25 protein-coding genes are annotated in these 25,805 nt (G+C 44.1%); 8 read left to right on the top strand and 17 right to left on the bottom strand.

Features of this window, described 5'->3' with window-relative positions:
* Positions 1–346: 346 nt before the first annotated feature.
* The 6 genes from AB6E08_RS02535 (at position 347) to AB6E08_RS02510 (ending at position 8,889) form a co-directional block, all read left to right on the top strand.
* Positions 347–2,383 (top strand): methyl-accepting chemotaxis protein, encoded by a 2,037-nt coding sequence (locus AB6E08_RS02535; protein ID WP_009848661.1) that lies wholly within the window; start codon positions 347–349, stop codon positions 2,381–2,383.
* A gap of 193 nt (positions 2,384–2,576) precedes the next feature.
* The gene (gene rlmA / locus AB6E08_RS02530) at positions 2,577–3,392 is read left to right on the top strand and encodes a 23S rRNA (guanine(745)-N(1))-methyltransferase (RefSeq protein WP_372066437.1); all 816 of its coding nucleotides are present in this window, start codon (positions 2,577–2,579) and stop codon (positions 3,390–3,392) included.
* Between the two features lie 75 nt (positions 3,393–3,467).
* The gene (locus tag AB6E08_RS02525; RefSeq protein WP_012603499.1) at positions 3,468–4,427 is read left to right on the top strand and encodes a ChaN family lipoprotein; all 960 of its coding nucleotides are present in this window, start codon (positions 3,468–3,470) and stop codon (positions 4,425–4,427) included.
* A gap of 274 nt (positions 4,428–4,701) precedes the next feature.
* Entirely contained in the window at positions 4,702–5,055 is a 354-nt protein-coding gene (locus tag AB6E08_RS02520; protein WP_009848664.1) for a hypothetical protein, read from the top strand.
* A 176-nt stretch (positions 5,056–5,231) separates the two neighbouring features.
* Positions 5,232–7,118 carry a BCCT family transporter gene (locus AB6E08_RS02515; protein ID WP_065678625.1) on the top strand — a complete coding sequence of 629 codons (1,887 nt, stop codon included), beginning with the start codon at positions 5,232–5,234 and terminating at the stop codon, positions 7,116–7,118.
* A gap of 193 nt (positions 7,119–7,311) precedes the next feature.
* On the top strand, positions 7,312–8,889 hold the full coding sequence (locus AB6E08_RS02510; protein ID WP_372066442.1) for an alkaline phosphatase: 1,578 nt from the start codon (positions 7,312–7,314) through the stop codon (positions 8,887–8,889).
* Between the two features lie 138 nt (positions 8,890–9,027).
* Here the strand turns inward: AB6E08_RS02510 and AB6E08_RS02505 are convergent, their stop codons facing one another.
* The 4 genes from AB6E08_RS02505 to AB6E08_RS02490 form a co-directional block, all read right to left on the bottom strand.
* Complete coding sequence (locus AB6E08_RS02505) at positions 9,028–9,465, bottom strand: YcgN family cysteine cluster protein (RefSeq protein ID WP_372066445.1); 438 nt, start codon at positions 9,463–9,465, stop codon at positions 9,028–9,030.
* Positions 9,466–9,553: 88 nt separating this feature from the next.
* Positions 9,554–9,805: a hypothetical protein gene (locus AB6E08_RS02500; protein ID WP_009848668.1), complete on the bottom strand. Its 252-nt coding sequence runs from the start codon at positions 9,803–9,805 to the stop codon at positions 9,554–9,556.
* 136 nt (positions 9,806–9,941) lie between these two features.
* Positions 9,942–11,348 (bottom strand): porin, encoded by a 1,407-nt coding sequence (locus AB6E08_RS02495; RefSeq protein WP_372066448.1) that lies wholly within the window; start codon positions 11,346–11,348, stop codon positions 9,942–9,944.
* Positions 11,349–11,361: 13 nt separating this feature from the next.
* On the bottom strand, positions 11,362–11,586 hold the full coding sequence (locus tag AB6E08_RS02490; protein WP_009848670.1) for a hypothetical protein: 225 nt from the start codon (positions 11,584–11,586) through the stop codon (positions 11,362–11,364).
* Positions 11,587–11,844: 258 nt separating this feature from the next.
* Here AB6E08_RS02490 and aqpZ point away from each other — a divergent pair, with 258 nt between their 5' ends.
* Positions 11,845–12,534 (top strand): aquaporin Z, encoded by a 690-nt coding sequence (gene aqpZ / locus AB6E08_RS02485; protein WP_372066451.1) that lies wholly within the window; start codon positions 11,845–11,847, stop codon positions 12,532–12,534.
* Positions 12,535–12,617: 83 nt separating this feature from the next.
* Here aqpZ and recR read toward each other — a convergent pair whose 3' ends face one another.
* From recR to AB6E08_RS02450, 7 genes are all read right to left on the bottom strand, one after another.
* Positions 12,618–13,217, bottom strand: coding sequence for a recombination mediator RecR (gene recR, locus AB6E08_RS02480; RefSeq protein ID WP_004734155.1), 600 nt, complete (start codon positions 13,215–13,217; stop codon positions 12,618–12,620).
* Positions 13,218–13,295: 78 nt separating this feature from the next.
* Positions 13,296–13,625, bottom strand: a complete 330-nt coding sequence (locus AB6E08_RS02475; RefSeq protein ID WP_009848672.1) for a YbaB/EbfC family nucleoid-associated protein — start codon at positions 13,623–13,625, stop codon at positions 13,296–13,298.
* A 152-nt stretch (positions 13,626–13,777) separates the two neighbouring features.
* A complete protein-coding gene (gene dnaX / locus AB6E08_RS02470; protein ID WP_372066455.1) occupies positions 13,778–16,063 on the bottom strand; it encodes a DNA polymerase III subunit gamma/tau in 2,286 nt (761 codons plus the stop codon).
* An 18-nt stretch (positions 16,064–16,081) separates the two neighbouring features.
* Positions 16,082–16,627: an adenine phosphoribosyltransferase gene (apt, locus tag AB6E08_RS02465; protein ID WP_371707218.1), complete on the bottom strand. Its 546-nt coding sequence runs from the start codon at positions 16,625–16,627 to the stop codon at positions 16,082–16,084.
* A 161-nt stretch (positions 16,628–16,788) separates the two neighbouring features.
* Positions 16,789–17,160, bottom strand: a complete 372-nt coding sequence (locus tag AB6E08_RS02460; RefSeq protein WP_029223120.1) for a YbaN family protein — start codon at positions 17,158–17,160, stop codon at positions 16,789–16,791.
* A gap of 74 nt (positions 17,161–17,234) precedes the next feature.
* Positions 17,235–17,372, bottom strand: a complete 138-nt coding sequence (locus AB6E08_RS02455; protein ID WP_017099204.1) for a hypothetical protein — start codon at positions 17,370–17,372, stop codon at positions 17,235–17,237.
* A gap of 148 nt (positions 17,373–17,520) precedes the next feature.
* Positions 17,521–18,624 (bottom strand): response regulator, encoded by a 1,104-nt coding sequence (locus AB6E08_RS02450; protein WP_372066459.1) that lies wholly within the window; start codon positions 18,622–18,624, stop codon positions 17,521–17,523.
* 228 nt (positions 18,625–18,852) lie between these two features.
* On the opposite strand from AB6E08_RS02450, the gene AB6E08_RS02445 reads away from it, so the two are divergent.
* Positions 18,853–19,728 (top strand): LysR family transcriptional regulator, encoded by an 876-nt coding sequence (locus AB6E08_RS02445; RefSeq protein ID WP_004734167.1) that lies wholly within the window; start codon positions 18,853–18,855, stop codon positions 19,726–19,728.
* Positions 19,729–19,805: 77 nt separating this feature from the next.
* Here the strand turns inward: AB6E08_RS02445 and purF are convergent, their stop codons facing one another.
* The 6 genes from purF to truA all read right to left on the bottom strand — a co-directional run bounded on the left by purF (position 19,806) and on the right by truA (position 25,684).
* A complete protein-coding gene (gene purF / locus AB6E08_RS02440; protein WP_012603488.1) occupies positions 19,806–21,320 on the bottom strand; it encodes an amidophosphoribosyltransferase in 1,515 nt (504 codons plus the stop codon).
* A gap of 33 nt (positions 21,321–21,353) precedes the next feature.
* Entirely contained in the window at positions 21,354–21,845 is a 492-nt protein-coding gene (locus AB6E08_RS02435) for a CvpA family protein (RefSeq protein ID WP_009848678.1), read from the bottom strand.
* Between the two features lie 61 nt (positions 21,846–21,906).
* Positions 21,907–22,482 (bottom strand): SPOR domain-containing protein, encoded by a 576-nt coding sequence (locus AB6E08_RS02430; RefSeq protein ID WP_050620918.1) that lies wholly within the window; start codon positions 22,480–22,482, stop codon positions 21,907–21,909.
* Complete coding sequence (gene folC, locus AB6E08_RS02425; protein WP_050620919.1) at positions 22,483–23,745, bottom strand: bifunctional tetrahydrofolate synthase/dihydrofolate synthase; 1,263 nt, start codon at positions 23,743–23,745, stop codon at positions 22,483–22,485.
* A gap of 42 nt (positions 23,746–23,787) precedes the next feature.
* Entirely contained in the window at positions 23,788–24,714 is a 927-nt protein-coding gene (accD, locus tag AB6E08_RS02420; protein WP_009848681.1) for an acetyl-CoA carboxylase, carboxyltransferase subunit beta, read from the bottom strand.
* Between the two features lie 175 nt (positions 24,715–24,889).
* Positions 24,890–25,684: a tRNA pseudouridine(38-40) synthase TruA gene (gene truA, locus AB6E08_RS02415; protein WP_050620921.1), complete on the bottom strand. Its 795-nt coding sequence runs from the start codon at positions 25,682–25,684 to the stop codon at positions 24,890–24,892.
* Between the last annotated feature and the right edge of the window lie 121 nt (positions 25,685–25,805).

Genomic DNA, 25,805 nt, shown 5'->3' with positions numbered 1-25,805 from the left:
TTTTAGTAAGACTCGCTACACTGTGCGATCTAAACACCTTAAATGATAGGTGTTGGCCCATGAGCTGCATTTTTATTGCCCTAACCATCTCTATCTCTATCTCTATCTCTATCTCTATTCCCATGACCAGTTTGTAAGTTAACGCAGACAAAATTTATCTACTCTGATTCAAATACATTCCAAATTACATTTCATATCTCATACGCCACAATTTATAAATATAACTATCAATTCATTAATTCTTATCAATTACTGCCTATGAATAAGTTCTTATGATAGGAGGCTCAATAACAAACTTATCTAAAACCACTTAACAACACCTCAATGAAGACAGGATAATGAATTCATGTTCGAGAAATACAAAAATCAAAGTGTTGGCTTCCAACTTAAGTTGGTCATTTTGCTGTGCTTACTTATCGCCTTTGGCTCTATCGCAACGCTCGTGTATCGCAATGCCTCACAAGTATTATTAGACAACACGTTAAGGGAACACCAATCCAAAGTAGAAGCGATGGCCAAAACCATATCTGGCCAATTCGATGCCTACCTGCATACCGCCAAAGTTTTAGAATCGACCTTTCGTAACGGTTACCTAGCAGGTGTTTATGTTGAGAATTACGACGTTGAGTTCAACGGTCATTCCATTCCTAACCTGACTCAATATGGTGAGAGCCTAATCAACGACACTAAACTCGTTGATAGCTTTACTCGCGACACCGGCGCTGTAGCAACCCTATTTGCCCCATTTGGCGATGACTTTATTCGCGTGTCTACTTCTCTTAAAAAACCGTCAGGGGAACGTGTTGTTGCCACAACGTTAGGCAAGGATCATCCTGGCTATAACAAACTCAAAAATGGCGAAGCTTATTACGCGCAAGTGAAGCTCTTCGGCCAACGCTACATTACCTACTACGCACCTTTAACGAATGCACAAGGCAAAGTTAACGGTGTCTCTTTCATTGGTCTACCCGTAGAAGAGGCGACACAAAACCTGTTCGAGTCATTGCGTTCTGTCTCATGGGGCGATACTGGCTATACCATCATCGTTGACAATGAAGAAGAGCATCAAGGCCAGTACTTACTGCACCCTACTAATGCTGGAGGTGATAAATCTATTGTGGATGTTGCCGACTACGACGGTAACAAACCTTTCTATCAACTCTTTGAGCAGCCATCCGGCTTGATTCTCTACCCTTTTGAGTATCAAGGAACAGTGGGCGAAAAATACCTCGTCTATACCGAAGTTCCGGGGTGGAATTGGAAGCTACTTGGCGGCACATTTATTAATGAAGTCACTAAAGGCAGCGACGAACTGCTGAAACTTATCGCGATAATCGCGACCTTGATTGCCGCCGCTACCATCGTCGTGTTAACGCTCGTATTGAACCGCACGTTGACGCCGTTAACGACTTTAAACGAATACATGATGCGCTTAGGAAAAGGCGAAGTCAGCTTACATATTCCAAACAACGGCAAACAGACTAAGAATGAAATCAGCAACCTAAATACCGGCGTTGCGAATATGGCTGCTCAATTGAATACACTCGTTGGAGAAATTCGTACGACCAGTGATCAAGTACAAAACAGCTCTAGCAGTGTGTCACAGGATGCTAGCCACAATCTGAGCCAATCTGACCGCCAGCAAGCACAGGTTGAGCAAGTCGTTACCGCTATTGAAGAGATGGCTACCTCGGCAGAATCTGTAGCGCAGCAAGTGAATAGCATTGCTGAAAATGTTCGCCTTGCAAATGAAGACAGCCAGAAAGGTTTAGAAGTCGTTGAAGGTGTGTGTATTGATGTTGCCCAGCTAAATGATCAATTAGACAAATCAGCATCGGCCATCGAGCAAGTGAGTTCTGATAGCGAAAGCATTCAAACCGTCACCAAGATGATTGATGACATCGCAGAACAAACCAACTTACTTGCGTTGAACGCTGCAATAGAAGCAGCGCGAGCGGGGGATCAGGGTCGTGGTTTTGCCGTGGTCGCTGACGAAGTAAGAACATTGGCTCATCGTACACAAACGTCAGTACAAGACGTAGTGAGCATCATCGAGAAGTTGAAATCTTCAACTAACAATGCCGTGAACCTGATGACACAAAGCCAATCGAATGCCAACCAAGTACTTGATAAAGCGCAAGAAGCAGGCACAGCCCTAGAGTCGATTGCCTCTCAAGTTGAATCTATTGCTTCTCAAGCTGAAACCATTGCTGCGACATCAGAAGAGCAAGCTCAGGTTTCTCAAGAAATAGCAGCGAACGCGCATGCGATCAGCGATTTGAACCAGCAAAGCCGTGAAACCAGCGCTAAGACTTCTCACAGTGCTGATGAACTTCAAAAACAAGCTGAGTCGTTAAAGAACCAAGTTAACTTCTTTAGCTAAAAACCGAGTTCACTGTTTCTATCAGTGACTTGCTCATAACCAATAGAGCCAACCATACGTTGGCTCTATCTCTTCACTGACAGCCTCTGTATCTTCACTAATTGCCGTAAACCAAGACAGCTGCGTTTATTCTAGCGCCCCACTATGCTTCCTGTTAAAATTTTGGACTTGAAATTTCTACCTCGAGTTCGCAATGACTTACCAATGCCCTTTGTGTCACCAACCTTTATCTCAAAACGATCGTACGTTTAAGTGTGAAAAGAACCATCAGTTCGACCTAGCGAAAGAAGGCTATGTTAATTTGATGCCAGCACACCACAAACGCTCAAAAGATCCAGGTGACAACAAAGAGATGATGCAGGCTCGTCGCCGCTTCCTTGAAGGCAACCACTACGATCCAATGCGCCAAGCCGTTGTTGGTTTATGCGCTAGCTATCTGCCAGAAACAACCCCTAGCCTATTAGATATCGGTTGTGGTGAAGGTTATTACACCAATGAAATTGCGGTAAACCTTCACGAAAAGAATGGCGCTACTTTTGGTCTCGATATCTCTAAAATTGCTATCAAATATGCCGCTAAACGCTATCCAGCGGTCGACTTCTCAGTCGCTTCGAGCCATCGCCTACCCTTTTCTGAAAACAGCTTAGACGGCATTCTACGCATTTACGCGCCTTGTAAGGCAGAAGAGCTGCAACGCACGATCAAAGACAATGGTGTGGTGATCACCGTGACCCCTGCTAGCCGACACCTTTATCAGCTGCGTGATGCGATTTATGATGGCGTTCGTTTGCACGATGAAGATCCAGAGATGATCGAAGGTTTTATTCTTGAGCACCAAGAGCAACTAAACTATATGATGGAACTATCGGGGTCAGACGCATTCGACCTGCTACAGATGACGCCGTTTGCTTGGAAAGCGAGTGAAGAATTTAAACAACAACTCACCGATTCAAAGCAATTCAACTGTGAAGCTGACTTTATGCTACGAGTGTACCGCAAACAACTTTAATTGATATTGATTATCGTTTGCATTGAAATCTCATCTTGCCTCCTTTAGTATGCGTGTTCTTCAAGGAGGCATTTCATGCAACGTATTATTCTTATCGGATTAGCGACCCTGCTTACAGCTTGTGCTAATCAACCTTCAAACAGCACTTCTCAAAAAGTGGCTAACACGCAAACGCAAGCCGTTTCCACATTCTATGACTACCAGTTTGCTTCTCCACAAGGCGAAACGCTTTCTCTCGATGCATTACCTAAACAGCTGATTGACGCTGATGTGGTTCTTATTGGCGAATGGCACACTCACTCGGCAATCCATCGCTTCCAAACCGATTTCTTAAAAGCACGTCGCAACGCCACATCAAACATCGCGCTTTCAATGGAACAGTTCACTCGAGAACATCAAGACACATTAAACCAATATCTCAATGATGAAATTGGCGAACAAATTCTTATGTCTCAAGCGGCTGCTTGGCCAAACTACGAAAGTGATTATCGCGCACTGGTTGAGTTTGCTAAAGCCAATGACGTCGATATCATTGCGGCAAACGCACCAAAACCCTTCGTACAATGCATTGGCCGTAAGGGATTAGCCTATCTAGATCAGCTAACGACGGAACAACGTCAATGGATTGCTTCAGAAGTGGATACTGGCGATAGCCCTTACAAAGACAAATTCATGGCTTCGATGCATCACGGCACGCCAGAGCAAACAGAAAAGCAGTTTGCCGCTCAAGTAACATGGGATGAAACCATGGCGGAGTCGATTGTCGGTTACCTAACATCCAACCCAGATCAGCAAGTGATTCATGTTGCTGGCAAGTTCCATACAGAAGATGGTTTAGGCACAGCTGCATCGATTCTGCGTCGCAATCCCGATCTAAAAATTGCGATTATCAGCCCAGTTAAGGAAATCGCTTCAGATAGCAGTGACTACCAGCTCAAAGTGCTTTCTCCACCCGCTCGCTTTGTTAAAAAAGAGAACAGAATGAAGGCATACAAACACCTATCTAAACGCGGCGCTAGCCTAGAGTGCGACTAAACCATTCTTATCCATTCTTATAAGAGAACGAAACGATGGGCTAATTCTAGATAACTAGCCCATCGACAGAGCTTCATTGGCTCCTATCATCCACTCTAACTCTATATAACATTCAAATTCCTTATCGGCACAAGATTTGCTTAATAACTAGACGGTTTGACTAAGCAGACGAAAAAACAATGTGCGAATAAAAAAACATCACCACGGTGATTAAATGCACAAGTTTTTCACACCTCTGCCGATACTATATTTAAGGATAGGTAAGGAGAGCGATATGACACCAGTAGGAACGAGTAATACTCAGCTGTATTCACCTGCGAAAATGAACGCACAGAATAAAAGCACCGAGGCTGAAAAGCCTGCTCCACTCAAGGTGGAACAAAATACCGTTAAGCTTTCCGATGAAGGAAAAGCGCTATTATCTGCTCTTAAACAAATCGATAAAGAATCCAAAAAATTCGAAGCGGAAAATGCAACCGTTACCGATAAAGTTGAATCGTTCGCTCACGGCGCATTAGGCATGGACCACCCAGACAAGGTTGAAGAAGAGGATGATGGCTCATATTCAGCGGGGCAATTCTTGTCCGCGGCACTTACCGTAGGTGGCATCCTTATCGCTTTAGTCTAACTTTTTGCTTTAACCTAATTTCGCTTTAGCCTAACTTTACAGCTCTGCTTCTCTATTCTTTCATTACCTACCTTTTATTGAATAGAAGCAATTTGTCGTCACGACAACAGACCTGATTTGGTCTAAAAAACGAGTTCATTCCATAATTCCGCTCTCATTTTAATGGAATAATACTCGTGAAAAACACTTTTGAGCTTATTGATAAGCCTACCTTCTTTGGTGCTATTGCACTCCTACTCACGATAGTTTTCCCGCTCATTTTGTTCCCAGCACAGGGCGCAGACTGGATTGCGGTTGCGAAAACATTCATGACGGATCAACTTGGATTTCTATATCTTGCTCTAGGCCTAGCTGCTTGTGCCTTCATGGTTTACGTTGTGTTCAGTGATATGGGACAAATTAAACTGGGTGAAGCTGATGAAGAACCTGAGTTCAAAACTGCATCATGGGCAGCAATGCTTTTCTGTGGTGGTATCGGCGCAAGTATCTTGTACTGGGGCTGTATTGAGTGGGCTTACTACTACCAATCACCGCCTTTCCAACTAGAACCCGGAAGTGAAGAAGCGGTTCGTTGGGCGGCAACTTATGGTTTGTTTCACTGGGGACCAATCGCTTGGTCTATCTACCTGATCCCAGCGATTCCTATCGCTTACTTCTTTTATGTGCGTAAACAGCCTGTTCTAAAGATCTCTAGTGCGTTAATGCCTGTTCTTGGTGAACACCGCAGTAAAGGCGTACCTGGAAAAATCGTCGATATCCTATTCATTTTCGGTCTACTGGGTGGCGCCGCGACAACACTAGGTTTAGCAGCACCTCTCATCACTGAAGGCCTGAACCACCTATTCGGCTTACCTAAAAATAACCTTACGCAAGCAATGGTACTTTTAGTTTGTACGGCAATTTTTGCTTACTCTTCTTATGCTGGCTTGGAAAAAGGCATCAAGATCCTGAGTAACATCAATTTCTGGGGTGCAATGGGTTTACTGACTTTCGTTCTGATCGCCGGTCCAACAATCTTCATGCTAGAAACAGGCTTAGACTCTATTGGTCGTCTACTGTCTAACTTCTTCGTGATGGCAACATGGGCTGAACCATTTGGTGGTTACGGTACCTTTGAGAACACGCACTTCCCACAAGACTGGACCATTTTCTACTGGGCATGGTGGCTAGTATTTGCACCAAGTATGGGCCTGTTTGTTGCGCGTATCTCTCGCGGAAGAACCATCAAACAAATGGTGTCAGGTTCAATTTTCTTTGGCTCTCTAGGTTGTTTCTTGTTTTTCATGATCTTAGGTAACTATGGCCTATCACTGCAACTTTCTGGTGAACTGGATGTAGTAGCGATTTTGAATGCAGAAGGCGCTACCAAAGCTATCTTCTCGATGCTTGCGCAACTGCCAATGAGTACACTAGTTATCGCGGTATTTACGCTGCTGTGTATTATTTTCACTGCAACGACATTTGACTCAATCTCATACATCCTAGCGTCTGTTGTGCAAAACAACGTGACCGAAGAGCCAATGCGTTGGAACCGTATGTTCTGGGCATTCACACTGTCGTTCTTGCCAACGATTCTGATGTTCTTGGGTGGTCTAAGTACGCTACAAACGGCAGCAATAGTTGGTGGCTTACCGCTACTGGTGATCTCTGTGATGCTGATGATTTCAGCGGTTCGTGCAACGAGCCTCGACCTACGCCATCAAGACGCGTACATCGAGCCAACGATCAACATCGAAGAACTACCAGATATGGACCCTTGGTCTGCAGAAGGTATGGCGCTGGCTCAATTTGAGAAAGAAAAAGATGCTGCGCAAGAGGCCGCAGAACTTGAGCGAGTTGCTTACACAGAACTTGCCGCAGTGAAGAAAGAAATTCGCGCTTATGTGTTAGAACAAGGTTCACAAATGGAAACTCACGAGTTACCAGAGAACCTACAACAAGCACTTGAGCAGGCCGAGAGTAATCTTAGTGCCGCACAAGCGAAAAAAATCGAGTTATCTGAGCAAGCTCAGAATGCTCGTATCACGTTCAACCAGGTGGTTGCAGACTTACCGCTTGCTTGACATTAGCCATGACGCAGTCCATTGATTTGGACCCTCCTAAATACGACAAAGGCTCACAGAAATGTGAGCCTTTTTTTATGCTTTTCAAAAAATTGGAGTTATTGCTCAATTTCACATTGATGAAATAAATATGAAACGACTTTGACACAAATCGATGTTCTAATCATCCCGCTTATATAAAAAGGGATAACCAATGAAGCACATTATAAAACCAATCATTGCCGCAGTGGCAACCTCAACACTTTCATTCAACGTACTTTCAGCAGAAATCAAAAACGTCATTCTGATGATTGGCGATGGAATGGGACCTCAACAAGTTGGCCTGTTAGAAACCTACGCAAACCAAGCACCAAACTCGATCTATAAAGGGAACAAAACCGCCCTTTATCAACTTGCTCAAGAAGGGGTTATTGGTTCATCCCTGACTCACCCAGAAGATGCAATTGTGGTCGATTCTGCTTGTTCAGCCACCATGCTTGCAACCGGTATCTACAGTGGTTCAGAAGTGATTGGCATTGATTCTCAGGGCAATCATGTTGAGACGGTTCTTGAGAAAGCTAAAAAGGCAGGTAAAGCAACAGGACTCGTGTCCGATACGCGCTTAACTCACGCCACGCCTGCTGCATTTGCTGCTCACCAACCTCACCGTTCGCTAGAAAACCAAATTGCTAACGACATGCTAGAAACTGGTGTTGATGTAATGCTTTCGGGAGGGCTACGTCATTGGATCCCTAAATCGACCAACGACAAAGGTGAAACCTATAAGCAACTTGAAAAACTGACTCAAGGTGATGTTTACCTAAAATCAAAACGTAAAGACGACCGTAACCTTCTTGCAGAGGCAGAGAAAGACGGCTACCAACTGGCATTTAACCGCAGCATGCTAGAAGATGCTAAAAGCGATAAGCTACTTGGCCTGTTCGCCTACTCAGGCATGGATGACGGCATCGCTTACAGCAACAAGAAAGAGAGTGGCGAACGTACTCAACCAAGTTTGAAAGAGATGACACAAAAAGCCCTCAACATCTTATCCAAAGATGAAGACGGCTTTTTCCTAATGGTCGAAGGTGGCCAAATAGATTGGGCGGGACACAGTAACGATGCCGGCACTATGCTGCATGAACTGCTCAAGTTTGATGAAGCGATCCAAACTGTGTATGAATGGGCAAAAAATCGTGAAGACACGATCGTGATTGTGACCGCAGACCACGAAACAGGATCTTTTGGATTCAGCTACTCTTCTAACGACCTACCAATACCACAAAAACGTTCTGGTGAAGCCTTCGCCGACCGCAACTATGCACCTAACTTCAACTTTGGCGCATTCGATATTCTTGATGGTTTATATAATCAAAAGCAAAGCTACTACGGCATGATCAGCGAATTTCAGAAGCTGGATAAAGCGCAGCAAACACCTGAAAAACTGGCTGAGATCGTCAACAAGAATAGTGAGTTCCCTATTACAGCGGAACAAGCGAAAAACGTATTAGCGAGTAAGCCGAACCCATACCGATTGGCTCAACACAAATACTTATCGACAGAAGAAGTGCCTGCTATCAACGATTTCGATGCATTCTTCCCTTATAACGACCGCGGTAACTTGCTTGCTCGTGAACAGGCAACAAGTCAAAACATCGTTTGGGGTACAGGTACACATACTCACACACCAGTGAACGTGTTTGCTTGGGGCCCAGCAGAGAAAATACTGCCCGTTTCAAAAATCATGCACCACTCAGAACTGGGTGAATACATTAAACAACAAGTAAACTAGCCTGAATCTTTTTTACTCGTTTTACTTAGCGCCCTACGGGGCGTTTTTTGTTTTAAGCCTTTAAGTTAAGTAATTAAGTAAATTTAGGCGACGCCAAATAGCAAAACAGCCGCTCAAGAGCGGCTGTTTTTAGAATAACTAGCGATTCGGGTGATTCAGAATGTGGTCTTCCCAATCGACAACATCAATTTCGTATACCACTTTGTTACGAACGCTTTCACCGGCCGCATGCATATCTGATTTAGAGCCCGTAATCAATGGATGCCATTCAGGAATCGGCTTAGATTCTGATAACAGTCGGTAAGCACAAGTGTCTGGTAGCCAATGGAATTCATGAATCTTGTCACGAGTCAGCTTCAAACACTCTTCACCTGAAGTGAAGCGGTTCGGGTAATCTTTACACGAACATGTTTTGTCGTTTAACCAGCTACACGCCACATTGGTGTAGTAAACTTCATCGCTATCTTCATCCATTAGTTTATGTAGGCAACACTTACCACAACCGTCACACAGTGATTCCCACTCGTTCTCGGTCATTTGCTCTAGTGTCTTTTCTTGCCAAAATGGAATCGTCATAGGATTACTTCTTACTCTTTTACTGGGGTGCGTGTTATACCGCTAGCCGAATATAAGTTCAAGAATAAAATCAGCTAACGCTCTTTCGCTATGCGGTAGAACTTTCTAAATCCGTGAGTATTTGAATAGCTTCGCTTGTCGTAGCCCCACATACCCAGCTTTCAGCTTTAAAGTCAAAACAGACCTGAGGCCTCTCTTTTTTACCAAATAGTTTACATAGGTTATCAACAGTAAGCTGCTTACAACGCTCACCAGACTTCTTTCCATGAGGATGAAGGGGGAATGAAGATGTAATACTAGGCGCTGTACAGCAAGCACCACAATGAAGACGGCATTCCATAATTGGACCTTAAATAGAATCAAAGGAAAGAAGGTGGGCGATTCTATCCTAAAAATGAAATTAGCCAAGTGAAGTTATTTAATATGTACAAAAAAGCACCTTATAAAAGGTGCTTCCAATTCATCAAAGACAGAATCTACTTTAAAATATCATGTGGCTTTGAAGACAAAAATTGCGGTGTCATTTCTGCTAAAGCCGCTTTATAGCGAGTCGATGACAATAAATCTCTAGCATCTTGCACTGTGAATTTAGCCTTCTGTCCTTGATCAACAATAGGCCCAAGCGCCATAATATGTTGAGCGCTTGCTTTTAGCTTAGGAGAAGTAACAGAAACTGTTTTGTTATTCCCGTCTTTAAATGATGCAATCATTTTCTTTGTATGGCCAGGATCAACTTGGTCACAGTTTGTAATTGGTGGGTGCGTCATAACGCCTGTTGATGATAAAAGTTGAACTACAGGCTTACCTTCTGCTATCGCTTTGATTTGACAATAAGTTGGGCTTTCACCTATCAAATTGTTTGTATTGTTAAACATGTACATAGTCCAGTCACCTGCACCACTACCTTGATCAGCTTTGTCGACATCAACGCGAGTCCAGCTATCTACCGCACCACTAAAGTCTTTTTTGACGACTAAATTTTGTGTGTCCGAAACGGCGTAAACTTTTTTACCTCCAATTTCGTATTGACCCACGTAGTCTTGGTTAAACCAATTAAACCAACCTTTCGAATCAATATGCCTTCCACGGTAAGGGCCATCAAACTGGTGAAGACTTGAAAATTTAGTCTTCGTTATATGGACAGATTTACCGGTAGAGTCGAGATCTGTGACTTCATCTGTGATAAAAAATGGTTGTTCAGTAAAGCTAATTGATGTGTTCGGAGAAACACCTTTCGATGATGAGATATTGTAATCTCGGTAAGCGATGACATCGTAAGTATCAACACCCGTACTATTGATTTGCGCCTTACCTTTTACTACCTTAACCGCTTCACCAATCCATTTTCCACCATGTTTATTAAAGTAGCCTAAACGAACTGTTTCATCACTAGAGCTTGCATCAACCTTATAAGTTAAGGTTTGAAAATAACCTTGACTGTATGAACGGAAGAATCGCAGTTCATCGCCTTTCTTCGCTAGTGCTAATGCAGCCTTTTCATACTTGTCCGCTGCACACTGTTCTCCGTTTTCCGCACTATATGCCAGAACAGTACCATTGCTATTGATGCGGCAAACATATTGACCAGATAAGGCTTTAGAGTTAACTCGGCTGAGCAAAGCAGTCGCGTCACTACTGCTTACGGAACTGTTTGTCGAGAATTCCCCCAATACAGTATTAAAAGGAACCAGTTGAGCTTGTGAAGCTGCAGGTAATTTAGCTACAGCATAATCTAGAGCTATAAAGTCTACTTTTGCTTTTTGTAAACTTCCTGCCGCATAATTTACCAATTCACGAGCTTGAAAATAACCTTCTAGATTTGGCGACGCATAAACAGAAGTACCAAGTGTGGCAAGGATAATACCTATAGATAATTTCTTCAAAACTTGACTCCTACTACTTCGCTTTAAAATTGCTTGGAGACTCAAATCCTTTACCATCAACGGATAGGAATTTGTAGCCTTTCAATGTTTGAATATCGGCATCACTTACGCCTATGTCCGTATTCAGTTTCTGAGCGCTAGAACCACCACTAGTGGCAGCGCTACCGCCACCGCTGTCACCACCTCCGCATGCAGTGAGTAATAATGTCGTTACTACTAAAATCGCTAACTTTTTCATGAATCGCAGGCTCCAATAAGAATTAATAATATCTTCAACCAGTTTTATTTATTGAACAACACAATAGATCGCACTTTAGTCAGTTTCTGGAGCTTGTCGTTAAACAGTTATGGCATTTCGTTTAAAAATCACTGCAATCTCTGTCGGCTATTTGCTACCCAAAACACTCCCTTTCTGTCGCTTATATGCCCAAGATTTCACAAACTTGCGAAATCTAAACTATCTTGTTGATACTGGTACAGATTAATAAGGATCGTTATGAATAGGTATATTGCAGAAATGTTTGGTACGTTTTGGTTGGTGTTGGGGGGGGGTGGTAGTGCCGTCTTAGCCGCTGCTTTTCCCGATGTGGGTATTGGTCTACTCGGAGTTTCCCTCGCCTTTGGTTTAACCGTGCTCACCATGGCTTTCGCTATTGGCCATATATCTGGCTGTCATCTCAACCCTGCTGTTACTATTGGACTTTGGAGCGGTGGTCGCTTTGATGCCAAAGATGTCGCACCTTATATTATTGCCCAAGTGATTGGCGGTATCATCGCAGGTGGCGTGTTATTTGTGATTGCTTCAGGCCAAGCTGGCTTTGATGCAGCTGCCTCTGGCTTTGCTTCCAATGGTTATGGTGAACACTCACCGGGCGGTTACTCACTTACCGCTGCACTCGTTTGTGAAGTGGTCATGACCATGGTGTTCCTATTCGTGATCATGGGCGCGACAGATTCGAAAGCACCTGCTGGATTTGCTCCTATCGCAATTGGTCTCTGTTTAACCTTAATCCACCTTATCAGTATCCCTGTAACGAACACCTCTGTTAACCCCGCTCGAAGTACCGGCGTGGCTGTATTTGTTGGTGATTGGGCTGTTTCTCAGTTATGGCTATTCTGGATTGCACCGATTATTGGTGCCGTGATTGGCGCAATGATATACAAAGCGGTGAGAGATTCAGATTAAGCTCAGAGAAGTGTTTTGGAATAGAAACCTTTGAGAACCATAAAAGAAAAAGCCGCTTGGTGATGGTTCACCAAGCGGCTTTTTTAGATTTTATGACGACCGAGTAACGAGTGTGAAAGCGTGGTGCCATCCACTAGCTCGAGCTCACCACCAACAGGAACACCATGGGCGATACGGCTAGCGTTCACTTCATGGGCATTACATAGCTCAGCAATGTAATGTGCTGTCGCCTCCCCTTCTACTGTCGGGTTAGTCGCTAAAATAACTTCAGTGATATCACCACGACGTAAGCGGTAATCCAAGACATCGAGACCGATGTCACTTGGACCAATACCATCAAGTGGTGAAAGATGCCCCATAAGCACAAAGTAACGACCGGAATATTGACCCGTTGCTTCAATGGCTGCGATGTCTGCAGGGCTCTCTACTACACAAATTTGACCGTTATCCTGACGTTTAGGATTGGTACAAATGTGGCAGGTCTCTTCTTCGGTAAAAGTACGGCACTCATTACAATGACCAATTTCTGTCATTGCTTGGCTAAGAGCTTCAGCCAACTGCAGGCCGCCTTTTCTATCGCGCTGTAACAAATGAAAGGCCATACGCTGCGCCGACTTGGGGCCAACCCCAGGTAGACAACGTAAGGCCTCCATCAAATGCTCCAGCATATGACTGGTACGCATATATAACCGTTCTGATTTTCAAGTAATGGCCAGTTCAACACAAGCTACTACGAGAATTAACCTTTAAGAATGAGTTACTTAGAAAGGCATCTTCATACCTGGTGGAAGTTGCATTCCGCCAGTTACGCCAGCCATTTTCTCTTTTTGAGTTTCTTCAACGCGACGAGCCGCATCGTTGAAAGCAGCAGCGATAAGATCTTCAAGCATCTCTTTATCGTCTTCCATTAGGCTTTCATCGATATCAACACGGCGAACGCTGTGGCTACCAGTGATCGTTACTTTTACAAGGCCAGCACCTGACTCACCTGTAACTTCCATATTTGCGATTTCTTCTTGAAGCTTTTGCATGCGCTCTTGCATTTGCTGGGCTTGCTTCATCATGTTGCCCATACCGCCTTTACCAAACATGTTAATACTCTCTGGTCTAATTGGTTTATTAAAATTAATTAAGCTATACGTGCTTAAATGGGGGTTAAAACAGTGTGATTCAACCCCTCGGTGTTCAGTTCTCAGATTTGCTTATCTGGGATGATACGCCGGTCACTAAACGTAAAAAAGTTCTAGATAGGACGAACGCTGTCTCTGTCGAGTTCTGCAGCAAAACGTCTTTCAATAAACTGTACGTTGGCATCGTTTTCCAAAGCGGTAAACGCGTCTTTCAACTTACCTTGATACAATCTTTCTCGTAGTTCTAGTGGCGTTTCTCCACCATCGCCGATTTCAACACTCAAATGACACTCTTCTCCCAACACGGTATTGAGCGACTGTAATAGTTCGCTCTGTGCGCGATCCGTATTCAAGTGAGCTTGGCTCGCTCTTAACGTTAAAGTGATTGATGTGTCGTTTTTAGCAAACACTGAGTTCAATGCTAACTGTTCAACAAGCTTGGCTGTCTCTAGCTTTTGAATCGTGGCAGACCATTCATCTTGAGCAATCGACTCTTGAAGCAATTTATCGACCATTTCTGGTGTCTTAATATGCTCTAACGCACGCTTGATCTGAGTAGGTGTAAGCTCTTTGCTCACCTCTTTCACTACAGGTTTAGACGGTTTCCAGCGATAAGGTTCATTATCGTTGGTCACATTTTCTGTCGAAGAGGCGGTTAAAGAAGCTGGCGACACCCGCTCAGAACCACCGTGTTGCTGAGCAACTCGGTCAAGAACTGAAGTTTTAGCTGGTGTCGCTTTAGCCTTTTTTGGCGCTGAACCTTTGTTTTCTGTTGCTGCACCACCTCTACGTTGAGAACGCAATTGGTGACGTAAACCACTCACAGGCGAAGTTGCACGCGCTGGTTGCTCTTGTGAAGCAGAAGGAACAGGTGGAACAGAAGGTGCAACGGGAGCAACATTTGGCTGCTCTTGATTCTGATAATTAGCTTGCTGAGTCATGGGACTCATCGGCTGCTCTGTGCCGTAGCTTGGACGCTCATCATAAGCAGGTGGCGCGTCATACTGACTGTGCGGGTAATCCTGTTCTGGATAACCTTGGTTGCCTGAATGATCAGCGTAACCTTGCGAATCTGAATATTGGTTCTGATTCTGCGGCGGTTGCTGTTGCACAGGCTGCTGAACAGGAGCTTGCTGAAACACTTGAGGCTGTGAAACCGCTGGAGCATGAGCTGACTGTCTCGGAGCGGCCATTGGCGCAGCTTGACTCACTGACTGAGCAACACTCTGAACCTGGTTCTGAACCGGAATCTGAGCTGCAGGAGCAGGCGCTGGGCTTGTCGACTGAGTCGAGATTGACGTAGCAACAGTTTGCTCAGCAGGCCTAAATGCCAACATACGCAGAACCACCATCTCAATACCAACACGAGCAGTTGGCGATAATGGCAAGTCTTGACGACCTTTTAGCACTATCTGGTAGTAGAGTTGGATGTCTTGAGGGCTTAACGTTTTGCTCAGCAGTTCCAGCCTTTCAGCATCAGGCTGGGCCTTGTCTAAAGTAGACGGCAGAGCTTGATACATCGCCAAACGGTGTAATTGAGTCGCAAGTTGACTCAGCAATCCATCCCACTCAACGCCATTTTCAGCAAGAGCTTGAATACAAGCCATCGCTTGCTGAGGCTGTTTACTGCTAATCGCTTCAAGTAGGTGAATCGCTTGGTCTGTATCCAGCGTTCCAAGCATATGAGCAACAGTGTCTGTTACGACATTACCGTTACCCAATGCGATAGCTTGGTCACTCAGGCTTAGCGCATCACGCATACTGCCATCAGCAGCATGAGCAATCATCCCAAGCGCACGAGGTTCAGATGTCACATTTTCTTGTTCAAGAATATGATCGAGCTGCTCGTGGATATTATCGACACTGATCGGCTTAAGATGGAACTGCAAACAACGTGAAAGAATCGTAACCGGAAGCTTTTGTGGATCGGTCGTTGCGAGCAAGAACTTCACATACTCAGGCGGCTCTTCTAAGGTCTTTAGAAGCGCGTTAAAACTGTGCCTAGACAGCATGTGTACTTCATCGATTAGGTAAACCTTGAAGCGACCACGTGCAGGCTTGTACTGAACATTGTCCAGAAGCTCGCGGGTATCTTCTACCTTAGTACGTGAGGCAGCATCGATCTCGAGCAGGTCAACAAAACGACCTTCATCGATCTCTTTACAGGTTGCACACTCACCACAAGGGGTTGAAGTAATGCCTGTTTCACAGTTGAGTCCCTTCGCAAACAAACGGCCGATGGTCGTTTTACCGACACCTCGTGTACCGCTGAATAGGTAAGCGTGATGCAACCTATTTTGGCTAAGGGCATTCTCTAATGCTGTTAAAACATGGGCTTGACCAACCACTTCTTTGAATTTGGTTGGTCGCCATTTTCGCGCTAACGCAAGATAGCTCATGAATAATTCCGAAAAGGATTAGTGACCGTCGAATTCGCAGATGCTAAACACTTTTAGACCTAAGCCTTGTAAGCGCTTATCACCACCGATTTCTGGAAGGTTAATAACAAATGCAGCGTGTTCTACCACACCACCAAGCTGACGAATCAGCTTCGTTGTCGCTTCAATCGTACCGCCTGTTGCTAACAAGTCATCAACCATCAGCACTTTATCGCCTTCAACGATAGCATCGGTATGAATTTCTAGCGTATCAGTGCCGTACTCAAGCTCATAAGATTGTGCCACTGTTTGACGAGGCAACTTGCCCGGCTTACGAACAGGGATAAAGCCGACACCTAACTCAAGAGCAAGAGGCGCACCAAATAGGAAACCACGAGCTTCAGTACCAACGATCTTAGTAAAGCCCATGCCCTTGTATGTGTCCACCAACAGATCGATTGTCGCTTTATAAGCGGCAGGATCTTCCATCAAGCTTGTTACGTCACGGAACAAAATACCCGCTTTTGGGTAATCAGGAATGCTTTTGATGCTTGCTTTGATCAGAGAGATTTTTTCTGTGTTCATAATCTTATGCACTTCATTAGGCCGCTTTCCAAACTCTCGTTAACGAATCAAACATCAACGCTCGGAATTAAGGAAAGGTACGATTGGACTTCATTGCAACGAGAGTAATAACTCAAATTGCTGAAATAATAAACGCCCGCTATACAAGCAGGCACACTGGCTTAATGGTAGTGATTTTCTTTGCTGTCAGCAACCAACTCATGGGTTGGAAGTCGCATAAACCATGTGAGAAGAATAACAAGTACACAAATTAGGAAAGCCTTGACCCAAATGATCGGGGCAAAGTAGATCGATAACGCAAAACTTAACAAGATAAAAAACACGCCACGCGTTTTTACTTGCTTGGTAACGGCACCATGTTGATACCAATTGTTCAACAAGGGACCCAGCGTTTTATGCTCATGCATCCATTTGTGAACTTTGGGGTTGCTTCGCATGAAACATGCACTGGCAAGAAGGAGGAAAGGCGTGGTTGGCAGTACGGGTAAAGCTATCCCTAAAACTGCGAGAAATATGCAAAGGCCACCAGCAATATTGAGGCTTAAAACTCGAACGCTAATTGTGGCCTCCTTGAGTTAGCTATCACCAATCGGCGACGATAACTTAACTAGAATGTTGCGTAACCATTGAATACACGGATCAACGTAAGTGTTGCTGGTAATAATGGAATCACTAAAAATGCGGCTAAAAATCCTAAAAAGTAGAATACATTAAACGGGTCTTGAAAGTCTTTGTTATCTGCCATGATTGCTTCTTGTTTTTGTTAGTAAAGGTAAGTATCTGGCGAACCAAACCCGCTTTGCTAAATCGACATTTAACAAAAAAGGCATAGCCACACCATTTGCGCAACTATACCTTAATCAATTATTCACAAAAACCGAGGAAATATAGGGTTAATCGGTAGACCCTTGGTGTATGTCTAAACTAAAACTGGCCGATCCAAGTAGGCTCAATGATAGCTGGCAGCCCTGTTCAATCGGAAGATCCCGTGTAATGAAGTTCTTCTTACAGTTCTCACCCAAGCGCTCGCCCGCCGCAATATGTTGATTCAATTCGCCATTCGACCATTGTCCATCTAAACCCGCAGGTAAAATAGAGATAGTTCCCACAGCAAGGTCAGCAACACCAAACAAAGCATTAATCGGGGTTGAACATTTAGAGCAACGAATCCCCTTCTCCAAAATCTCCGCGATATCTTTGAGATCAACGTTAAAATCTTTTCTATTTCTGATGTAATCGTGGAATAACGCTCTCACCAACAATGTGGCCGCTGAGCCGCCGTTATCAGAAGATGACGAATCGACAAGGTAGAAAGCAAACTGCCCGTTCATCATCCACGCATAGTCGAACACAAGTGGCATCATCTCTGTTGATTGTAGTAGGCGGTAACTGCAACGCCATGAGCCTTGTCGTGTGTCTTTGTCAGGAAGCAGCGCGTGCAATAAGTCTCTTGCCGCACTAGGGTTATCTTGCAAGTGATTTAGGTGCCAATGCAGCTCTTGGTCTTCAGGGATCTCTCCGCCGTCATCAACGCAAAACCATTGGCTTGAAAAATCTCGTTGGTCTGAAATGTTATCGAACGAATCTGTCAATGTATTCGCAATCGCACTGCCTAAATGACCGTGATCCTCCAGAGGTTTGACTAAAAAGTCTTTGATACCAAATCGTAATGCTTTCGCCACATCAGACATATCATCGGTGCCAGACACAACGATCATAGGCAGTGACGGATACTCTAAACTGAGCTCTTCTACAAGCTCAATGCCATCCAGAATAGGCATTGATAAGTCACACACAATTAAATCTGGCGCTGAGTCTCTAAGCTTTTGCAGAGCGTCCAGCCCATTTTCAGCCTCAACCACTTTATAACCAATCTTGTCTAAATACGCGCTGGTTATCCGGCGAAAAATAGGATCATCATCAACCAACATAACGCATTTTTGATTGAGAACTTCCTGAGCCGAGGTCATAACTGGCTGACTGTGAGTTTTGTACATAATCTCTAACCTCACAAAACTAAGTCGAATTATTATTGTTATCTGTTCCAAGAACTAATATAAAACTTAGTAACAAATTGCTAAATACACAAATACGTACTCTTTACTGGAAATTCGTGACAAGGGTTGGAATACTGGTAAATAGTGCAACGAATTGACGTAACGCAAACATTGATCTCACTATTACGTATAAATTAGATGAGATTGTAAACAAATGTGTCTGGATTTATGAAATTAGATGATTTAAACCTCTTTCGACTTGTCGTTGAAAATGGGAGCTACACCGCAACATCACGCAAGACTATGATCCCGGTTGCGACCATTACACGACGCATCCAAGCCTTAGAAGATTCACTAAACCTAAGACTTCTCAATAGACACGCGCGTAAACTCTCTTTAACAGAGGCTGGCGAACGTTTCTTCAACGAATGCTCTCCGTTACTGCAACGTCTATCTTCTACTGCAGAAGAACTGACTGACGTTTGTAAAGGAGCTTCCGGTAAGATTCGCATTACGGCCCCCTCAAACCTGACCAAGCGCATGATGATGCCGATGTTCAGTGAATTCATGACTCAATATCCTGATATTAATATTGAGCTGATGATGAACAACCAAGCCGATCAGCTTGATCCAACCGAGTGGGACGTAATTTTCAGAGTAGGTCCACAACGTGATTCAAGCCTAATCGCTCGAAAAATCAGTGAAGTAAAAGATATTCTTATCGCAAGTCCTGACTACTTAGCGAAGAATCCGGCACCAAGTCATGCAGAAGAGCTCGCGAATCATTCGCTACTTAAAGGCTATCCGCTGATTAAGTGGCAGCTGAGTAATTCGAATGAAGAGACTGTGGTGAATAGCGAGAAAGGCCGTTTCAACGCGAATGCGCTCAATGTCGTGAGACAAGCATGTTCAGAAGGCCTCGGTATAACCCTTATGCCCGACGTTATGATCCGCGAATACATTGAAGATGGCAGCTTAGTGCAAGTCTTAGAGGACTGGAGCGCTAACCCTCGTGATATTTACATGCTTTACAACCACAAAGACCACCTGCCAGAGAAGGTTAGATTGTTTATCGATTTTGTGATCGCATACCACATTCACTAAGATTCAATCCCCTTCCCCGCAAACAAAAAAACCAGAGTCGGTGCTCTGGTTTTTTATTACTCGTGTTTATGAGTACGCTAAGCGCCTTCGTTATGTAACTCTAGGTTCGCGAGATCTTGTTGGATCTCACGCTCAACCTTTGAATCGTCATTACGTAAAGAGTCTAAGAAATCTAGGTACGCTTGGTCGATATCGCCCGTTACATACTCACCGTTGAATACGGATGTATCAAAACGAGAGATGTCTTGATTACCCATACCTACTGCAGAGATTAAGTCTGGTAACGTTTGGAAAATCAAAGCATCTGCACCAATCTGCTTACAAATCGTTTCGTTATCACGACCATGAGCAATTAACTCAGTCGCGCTCGGCATATCAATGCCGTAAACGTTCGGGAAGCGAACCTCCGGAGCGGCAGAAACCATGAAGACTTTGTTTGCACCAGAATCACGAGCCATCTCAATGATCTGCTCTGATGTTGTACCACGAACAATCGAGTCATCAACCAGTAGAACGTTCTTACCTTTAAACTCAGAACGAATCGCGTTGAGTTTACGGCGAACCGACTTCTTACGTTGTTGCTGACCAGGCATGATAAACGTGCGGCCAACGTAACGGTTTTTCACGAAACCTTGACGATATGGCTTATCAATCGCTTGAGCAATTCGTAGAGCAATATCATTTGATGTTTCAGGAATTGGAATCACCACGTCAATGTCTAGGTCTGCGTACTCTTCTTTAATACGCTTACCTAACATCTCACCCATCTCAACGCGTGCGCTGTAAACCGAAATTTTATCGATGAATGAATCAGGACGAGCAAAATAAACAAACTCAAAAATACATGGGTTTAGTTGTGGGTTGTCTGCGCATTGTTTAGTGAAAAGCTCGCCATCGAATGTTGCATAGATAGCTTCACCAGGAGCAACATCGCGCATAAAATCAAAACCAACAGCGTCTAACGCTACTGACTCAGACGCAACCATGTACTCTGTTTTACCGTTAATTTCACGCTTACCAAGACACAGTGGACGAATACCATGTGGGTCACGGAATGCGATCATGCCGTGGCCGATGATCATCGCTGTTACTGCGTAAGCACCACGAATAGTGCGGTGCACGTTTGCAACTGCGCGGAAAACGTCATCTGAAGTCACGTTACCTTTTACGGTATCGATTTCATGAGCCAATACGTTTAGTAGAACTTCAGAGTCAGAGGTTGTGTTGACATGACGGCGGTCTTTTTCGAACAACTTCTCACGAACTTCACTTGCATTCGTTAGGTTACCGTTATGCGCCAGCGTGATGCCAAATGGAGAGTTTACGTAGAAAGGTTGAGCTTCAGAAGCACTAGAACTTCCCGCTGTAGGATAACGAACATGACCAATACCCACGTTGCCTTGGAGGCGTTGCATGTGTTTTGCTTCAAAAACATCTTTAACTAAACCGTTCGCCTTACGCAGACGGAAACGATTGCTTTCTATGGTACAAATACCAGCGGCATCTTGGCCACGATGCTGCAATACCGTTAAAGCGTCATAAATAGACTGGTTTACAGGTGTTGAACCCACGATTCCAACAATACCACACATGTCCTAATCCTCGATTTTCGACATTAACTGGCGCTAGAGCGCGCCAGATAAGAAACTAGATGTTGCTTGTAAATGCTCGAAGAACGGCGCAATGATTCGGCTAAACTCCGGAACCAATTGCGAATTCTTCCACCACTCAGAACTTGGGAATGCAGTAAACGCATCCATGAAAAACAACACTGCAGAAACAATCAAAACACCACGTAAGCCACCAAAGACGACACCGAGGATTCTGTCTGTACCCGACAGGCCTGTTTTCTGAACTAGCTGTCCGATGACATAGTTAACTAAGGCACCAACAACTAACGTTGCAACAAACAATGCTGCTATCGCAGTTCCGTTTCGAAACATCTCATCTTCAATATTGGTGAAGTACATTGCTAATTTAGCGTAGTACTGGCTAGCAATAAAAAATGCTCCAAACCAAATAACAAGTGACAACGCTTCTTTAGCGAAACCGCGAACTAAACTGATCACGGCAGAGAAGCCGATCACGCCTAAAATGACAAAATCTAACCAATTCATGAATTCTTCATCTTAAGTTGGCGCGCATTTTAACAGAAAAAATGCTGACGCAAACGTTTTCTTATGGATTTAACGGTTTAAATTTGAGCAATTGGCCTTTTGAACCCGTAATTTTTTCTAATTCCTTAATTTGTCGCTCAAGTTTGGATTTAGAAACATCCGGGCCAATAATTACTCGCGTAAATGTTTTTTCTTGCTTGGTATGAGCCTGATAACCACGCTTCTGTAAATCCTTAACAACGTTTTTTGCGTTGTCAGCATTCTTCAAAGCCATCAATTGAATAATCCAAGCACTGTCTTGGTATTCATTTTTTTCAGGTACCGGCTTAATTACCACTGCCACTTTATCCGCTTCTTTGTTACTGGAAGCCGACGCAGTTTGTGTGTTTGAATTATCAGTACGACCACTTTCAACCACTTGCTCAACCGGAGAGTCCGGTAGCGCTATCTGATCTTCAACAGGATCGAGTACTTCAAACACTTCAACATTACTATCAAGCTCAGGCTTAATCGGAATGCTTGCAAACTCTTCTTTATAGTGGAGCTTCTTACCATCCAGCACATCGGGCAATACAATCACGCCAATGGCCACTAAAATGATGGTGCCGACTAATCGGCTTTGGAATTTACTTGCCATTTAGTTTCCTTTTTTCTGCCAATGCTCCAACACTTCACCGACGGTATGGAAAGAACCGACAACTAACACAACATCGTCATCTATAACAGAAGCTAAAGCCGCTTCAAACGCTACAACAGGGTTCGAATACTGCTCTACACCTTCAGGTAAGCTTTGACACAATTCAGCGGCTGTTGCGGCTCGTGGGCCGTTCAGCGAAGCTGGGTACCAATGTGTTGTTATTGGAGCTAATACTTCCAATGTCGCGGGGATATCTTTGTCATGAAGCATGGCGACTACAACGTGTAAATTTTTGCCTGCATACTTCTTCGCTACTTGCTGCGCAAAGTACTCAGCAGAATGCGGGTTGTGTGCTACATCAAGCACAATCACCGGTTGTTCGCTAATTTGCTGCATACGCCCAGGAAGCTGCGCATTCTTCATACCGTTAACAACGTTCACATCACTAATGCTTAGTTCTGAAGTACCTAATGCCATCAGTGCGGTGGCTGCGTTCGGCAGCGGTAAACTTGGGATAGGTAGCGATTCTAACTGGAATGCACCACTGCGCCAGTTCCAAGTATCACCATCTACATCATAGGTGTATTGAATCCCTACTTGGTAGAACTCAGCGTTAATATCATCAGCGTGTGCCGAAACCGTAGCCGGTGGCTTGGGTTGACCGCAAATCGCTGGTTTACCGCTACGATAAATGCCCGCTTTCTCAAAACCGATCACATTAATGTCATCACCTAGCCAGTCAACATGGTCGACAGCCAAGCTAGTAATCACAGAAACGTCATGCTCAACGATATTGGTCGCGTCTAAACGTCCGCCTAGACCCACTTCTAACAATACAACGTCAACCGCTTCGGTTTGAAAAGCACGTAACGCTGCTAAAGTGCCATATTCAAAAAAGCTAAGGCTGATTTCACCACGTTCTTTCTCAATGAAATCGAAAGACTGAACCATCTTTTGATCAGACAGATCTTTGCCATTGATACGAACACGTTCGTTATAGCGAATTAAGTGAGGGGAGCTGTAGACACCAACAGAGTAACCAGCATCCAATAGAATAGCTTCCATGAGTGCACATGTTGAGCCCTTGCCGTTGGTTCCAGCAACAGTAATAACATGTTGAGCAGGTTTGGTGAGGTTTGCCTTAGAGGCGACAGCTTGAACTCGGTCTAAACCAAGATCAATAGCGCTTGTGTGGATGTTTGATAAATAATCAAGCCACATCTCCAAAGAGGATGTGGCTTGAGGAATAGGTTGTTGACTCATCTAACTCATAACCATAATTAAGTAGGTTTGTTAGAAGGTACTTTACCCTTTTTCTGGCGCTTCTGGTACTTCATAAGCAGCTTCATTCGGTGAATCGTTCACAGAAACTACTAATGGTGAAGGCTGATTGGTCATTTTAGCAACAAGGCTTGCAACGCGCTGACGCATCTCACGACGGTCAACGATCATGTCGATAGCACCGTGGTCTAGTAGGAACTCACTGCGTTGGAAACCTTCAGGAAGATCTTCACGTACAGTTTGCTCGATTACACGACGTCCAGCAAAACCGATAAGCGCTTTTGGTTCACCGATATTGATATCGCCAAGCATTGCTAAACTTGCAGAAACGCCACCCATTGTTGGATCAGTCATTACTGAAACAAACGGTAGGCCTTTCGCAGATAAACGCTCTAGAGCAGCACTGGTTTTTGCCATTTGCATAAGAGACATCAATGCCTCTTGCATACGAGCACCACCACTTGCAGAGAAACAAACTAAACCACAGTTGTTCTCAATAGCTGCATCTACCGCTTTCACAAAACGAGCACCAACAACAGAACCCATTGAGCCGCCCATAAATGAGAACTCAAACGCACACGCAACGATAGGTAAACCAAGCAGTTCGCCTTTCATTGCAACTAATGCGTCAGTTTCACCACTGTTCTTTTGAGCAACAGAGATACGCTCTTTGTAACGCTTAGAGTCTTTAAACTTCAGCTTGTCTTGTGGCTCAAGATCAGTACCTAGTTCAACACGCTCACCTTTGTCTAGGAATGTATCCAGACGGCGACGTGCTTTCATACGCATGTGATGGTCACATTTTGGACATACTTCTAGGTTACGCTCTAGTTCAGCATGGTAAAGAACCTGCTCACAAGAAGTACATTTAGTCCAAACACCCTCAGGGATCGACGCTTTACGAGATGTTACGATGTTGCTTTTTTCTAAAATCTTTTCAAGCCAACTCATGGAAGACCTTTTTGTTTCGATTCCTCCGCTTGATTGCGAAAGAAATAAATTTGGGAATTATGCCGGGAATTAAAGCACATAAAACAGCGACTGTAGATAAAAAACTGGTTGTACCTATTTTCCGTGACTATTTTACGCACGAAACCGTAATGTTTTTTGAACCTAAGTCTCACATTTAGTTCAAATTATCCGGCAAAAATAGAGGGCCAATAGGCTCTCTTGGTAGTCCAAAATGTTCAGGATAATCAACATCTACTAAGTATAAGCCTTCCGCTTTCGCTGTCGCGCCTGCCACTTTTCGATCTTTAGCCTCTAAAAGCCACTGAATCCACTCTGGTTTTTGATCACCTTTACCTACCGCAATTAGGCTACCAGTAATATTCCTCACCATATGGTGAACAAACGCATTCGCTTTAATATCGATCACTATGTAATGCCCATGACGAGTCACATTTAAGTGAATCATGTTTCTCCATGGGCTACGAGATTGACAATGTGTTGCCCTAAACGAAGTAAAGTCATTCTCACCAAGTAAGTACTGACCTGCGTCATGCATCTTTTTCTCATCAAGGTGACCATGATAATGGCTCACACCTGAATTCAAAATGCCAGGACGTAGAGCATGGTTAAAGATAATGTAGCGATAACGGCGTGCTGTTGCAGAAAAGCGAGCATGGAAATCCTCATTCACTTCTGTTGCCCAACGAACGGCAATATCTTTTGGCATGTTGGCATTTGCGCCCATTGTCCATGCAACCATTTTACGATCGACATTAGTTTCAAAGTGAACGACTTGTCCCGTACCGTGAACACCGGCATCTGTGCGACCAGCACACATAACTTCTACAGGGTGATTCGCGACAACTGAAAGAGCCTTTTCCAATTCTTCTTGGACACTTTTCACGTCTCGTTGGCGCTGCCAACCAAAGTAGTGGGTACCGTTATATTCAATACCTAAAGCAATTTTCATGTTCTTGTTCTCTTTGAAAATGGGCGAGAAGTATATACGGAAATGAGTGCTAGCCCAAATAGGATGGGGCTAAAACTTCAATAAACAATCACTACCGCCTAGACGGTGGTTTTAGCAAGCT

The sequence above is a fragment of the Vibrio sp. 10N.247.310.24 genome (genome assembly GCF_041467175.1).
Lineage (GTDB): Bacteria > Pseudomonadota > Gammaproteobacteria > Enterobacterales > Vibrionaceae > Vibrio > Vibrio tasmaniensis_A.
This window is presented reverse-complemented; position numbering and strand designations above follow the sequence as displayed.

What these genes read in the sequence shown, in the direction of transcription:
- truA (WP_050620921.1), bottom strand. Translation starts at nt 25,684, where the DNA reads ATGAAAATTGCTTTAGGTATTGAATATAACGGTACCCACTACTTTGGT.
- folC (WP_050620919.1), bottom strand. Translation starts at nt 23,745, where the DNA reads ATGAGTCAACAACCTATTCCTCAAGCCACATCCTCTTTGGAGATGTGG.
- AB6E08_RS02510 (WP_372066442.1), top strand. Translation starts at nt 7,312, where the DNA reads ATGAAGCACATTATAAAACCAATCATTGCCGCAGTGGCAACCTCAACA.
- AB6E08_RS02500 (WP_009848668.1), bottom strand. Translation starts at nt 9,805, where the DNA reads ATGGAATGCCGTCTTCATTGTGGTGCTTGCTGTACAGCGCCTAGTATT.
- AB6E08_RS02475 (WP_009848672.1), bottom strand. Translation starts at nt 13,625, where the DNA reads ATGTTTGGTAAAGGCGGTATGGGCAACATGATGAAGCAAGCCCAGCAA.
- purF (WP_012603488.1), bottom strand. Translation starts at nt 21,320, where the DNA reads ATGTGTGGTATTGTTGGAATCGTGGGTTCAACACCTGTAAACCAGTCT.
- AB6E08_RS02430 (WP_050620918.1), bottom strand. Translation starts at nt 22,482, where the DNA reads ATGGCAAGTAAATTCCAAAGCCGATTAGTCGGCACCATCATTTTAGTG.
- recR (WP_004734155.1), bottom strand. Translation starts at nt 13,217, where the DNA reads ATGCGTACCAGTCATATGCTGGAGCATTTGATGGAGGCCTTACGTTGT.
- AB6E08_RS02455 (WP_017099204.1), bottom strand. Translation starts at nt 17,372, where the DNA reads ATGGCAGATAACAAAGACTTTCAAGACCCGTTTAATGTATTCTACTTT.
- AB6E08_RS02450 (WP_372066459.1), bottom strand. Translation starts at nt 18,624, where the DNA reads ATGTACAAAACTCACAGTCAGCCAGTTATGACCTCGGCTCAGGAAGTT.
- rlmA (WP_372066437.1), top strand. Translation starts at nt 2,577, where the DNA reads ATGACTTACCAATGCCCTTTGTGTCACCAACCTTTATCTCAAAACGAT.
- dnaX (WP_372066455.1), bottom strand. Translation starts at nt 16,063, where the DNA reads ATGAGCTATCTTGCGTTAGCGCGAAAATGGCGACCAACCAAATTCAAA.
- apt (WP_371707218.1), bottom strand. Translation starts at nt 16,627, where the DNA reads ATGAACACAGAAAAAATCTCTCTGATCAAAGCAAGCATCAAAAGCATT.
- AB6E08_RS02505 (WP_372066445.1), bottom strand. Translation starts at nt 9,465, where the DNA reads ATGACGATTCCATTTTGGCAAGAAAAGACACTAGAGCAAATGACCGAG.
- aqpZ (WP_372066451.1), top strand. Translation starts at nt 11,845, where the DNA reads ATGAATAGGTATATTGCAGAAATGTTTGGTACGTTTTGGTTGGTGTTG.
- AB6E08_RS02490 (WP_009848670.1), bottom strand. Translation starts at nt 11,586, where the DNA reads ATGAAAAAGTTAGCGATTTTAGTAGTAACGACATTATTACTCACTGCA.
- AB6E08_RS02445 (WP_004734167.1), top strand. Translation starts at nt 18,853, where the DNA reads ATGAAATTAGATGATTTAAACCTCTTTCGACTTGTCGTTGAAAATGGG.
- accD (WP_009848681.1), bottom strand. Translation starts at nt 24,714, where the DNA reads ATGAGTTGGCTTGAAAAGATTTTAGAAAAAAGCAACATCGTAACATCT.
- AB6E08_RS02520 (WP_009848664.1), top strand. Translation starts at nt 4,702, where the DNA reads ATGACACCAGTAGGAACGAGTAATACTCAGCTGTATTCACCTGCGAAA.
- AB6E08_RS02435 (WP_009848678.1), bottom strand. Translation starts at nt 21,845, where the DNA reads ATGAATTGGTTAGATTTTGTCATTTTAGGCGTGATCGGCTTCTCTGCC.
- AB6E08_RS02535 (WP_009848661.1), top strand. Translation starts at nt 347, where the DNA reads ATGTTCGAGAAATACAAAAATCAAAGTGTTGGCTTCCAACTTAAGTTG.
- AB6E08_RS02525 (WP_012603499.1), top strand. Translation starts at nt 3,468, where the DNA reads ATGCAACGTATTATTCTTATCGGATTAGCGACCCTGCTTACAGCTTGT.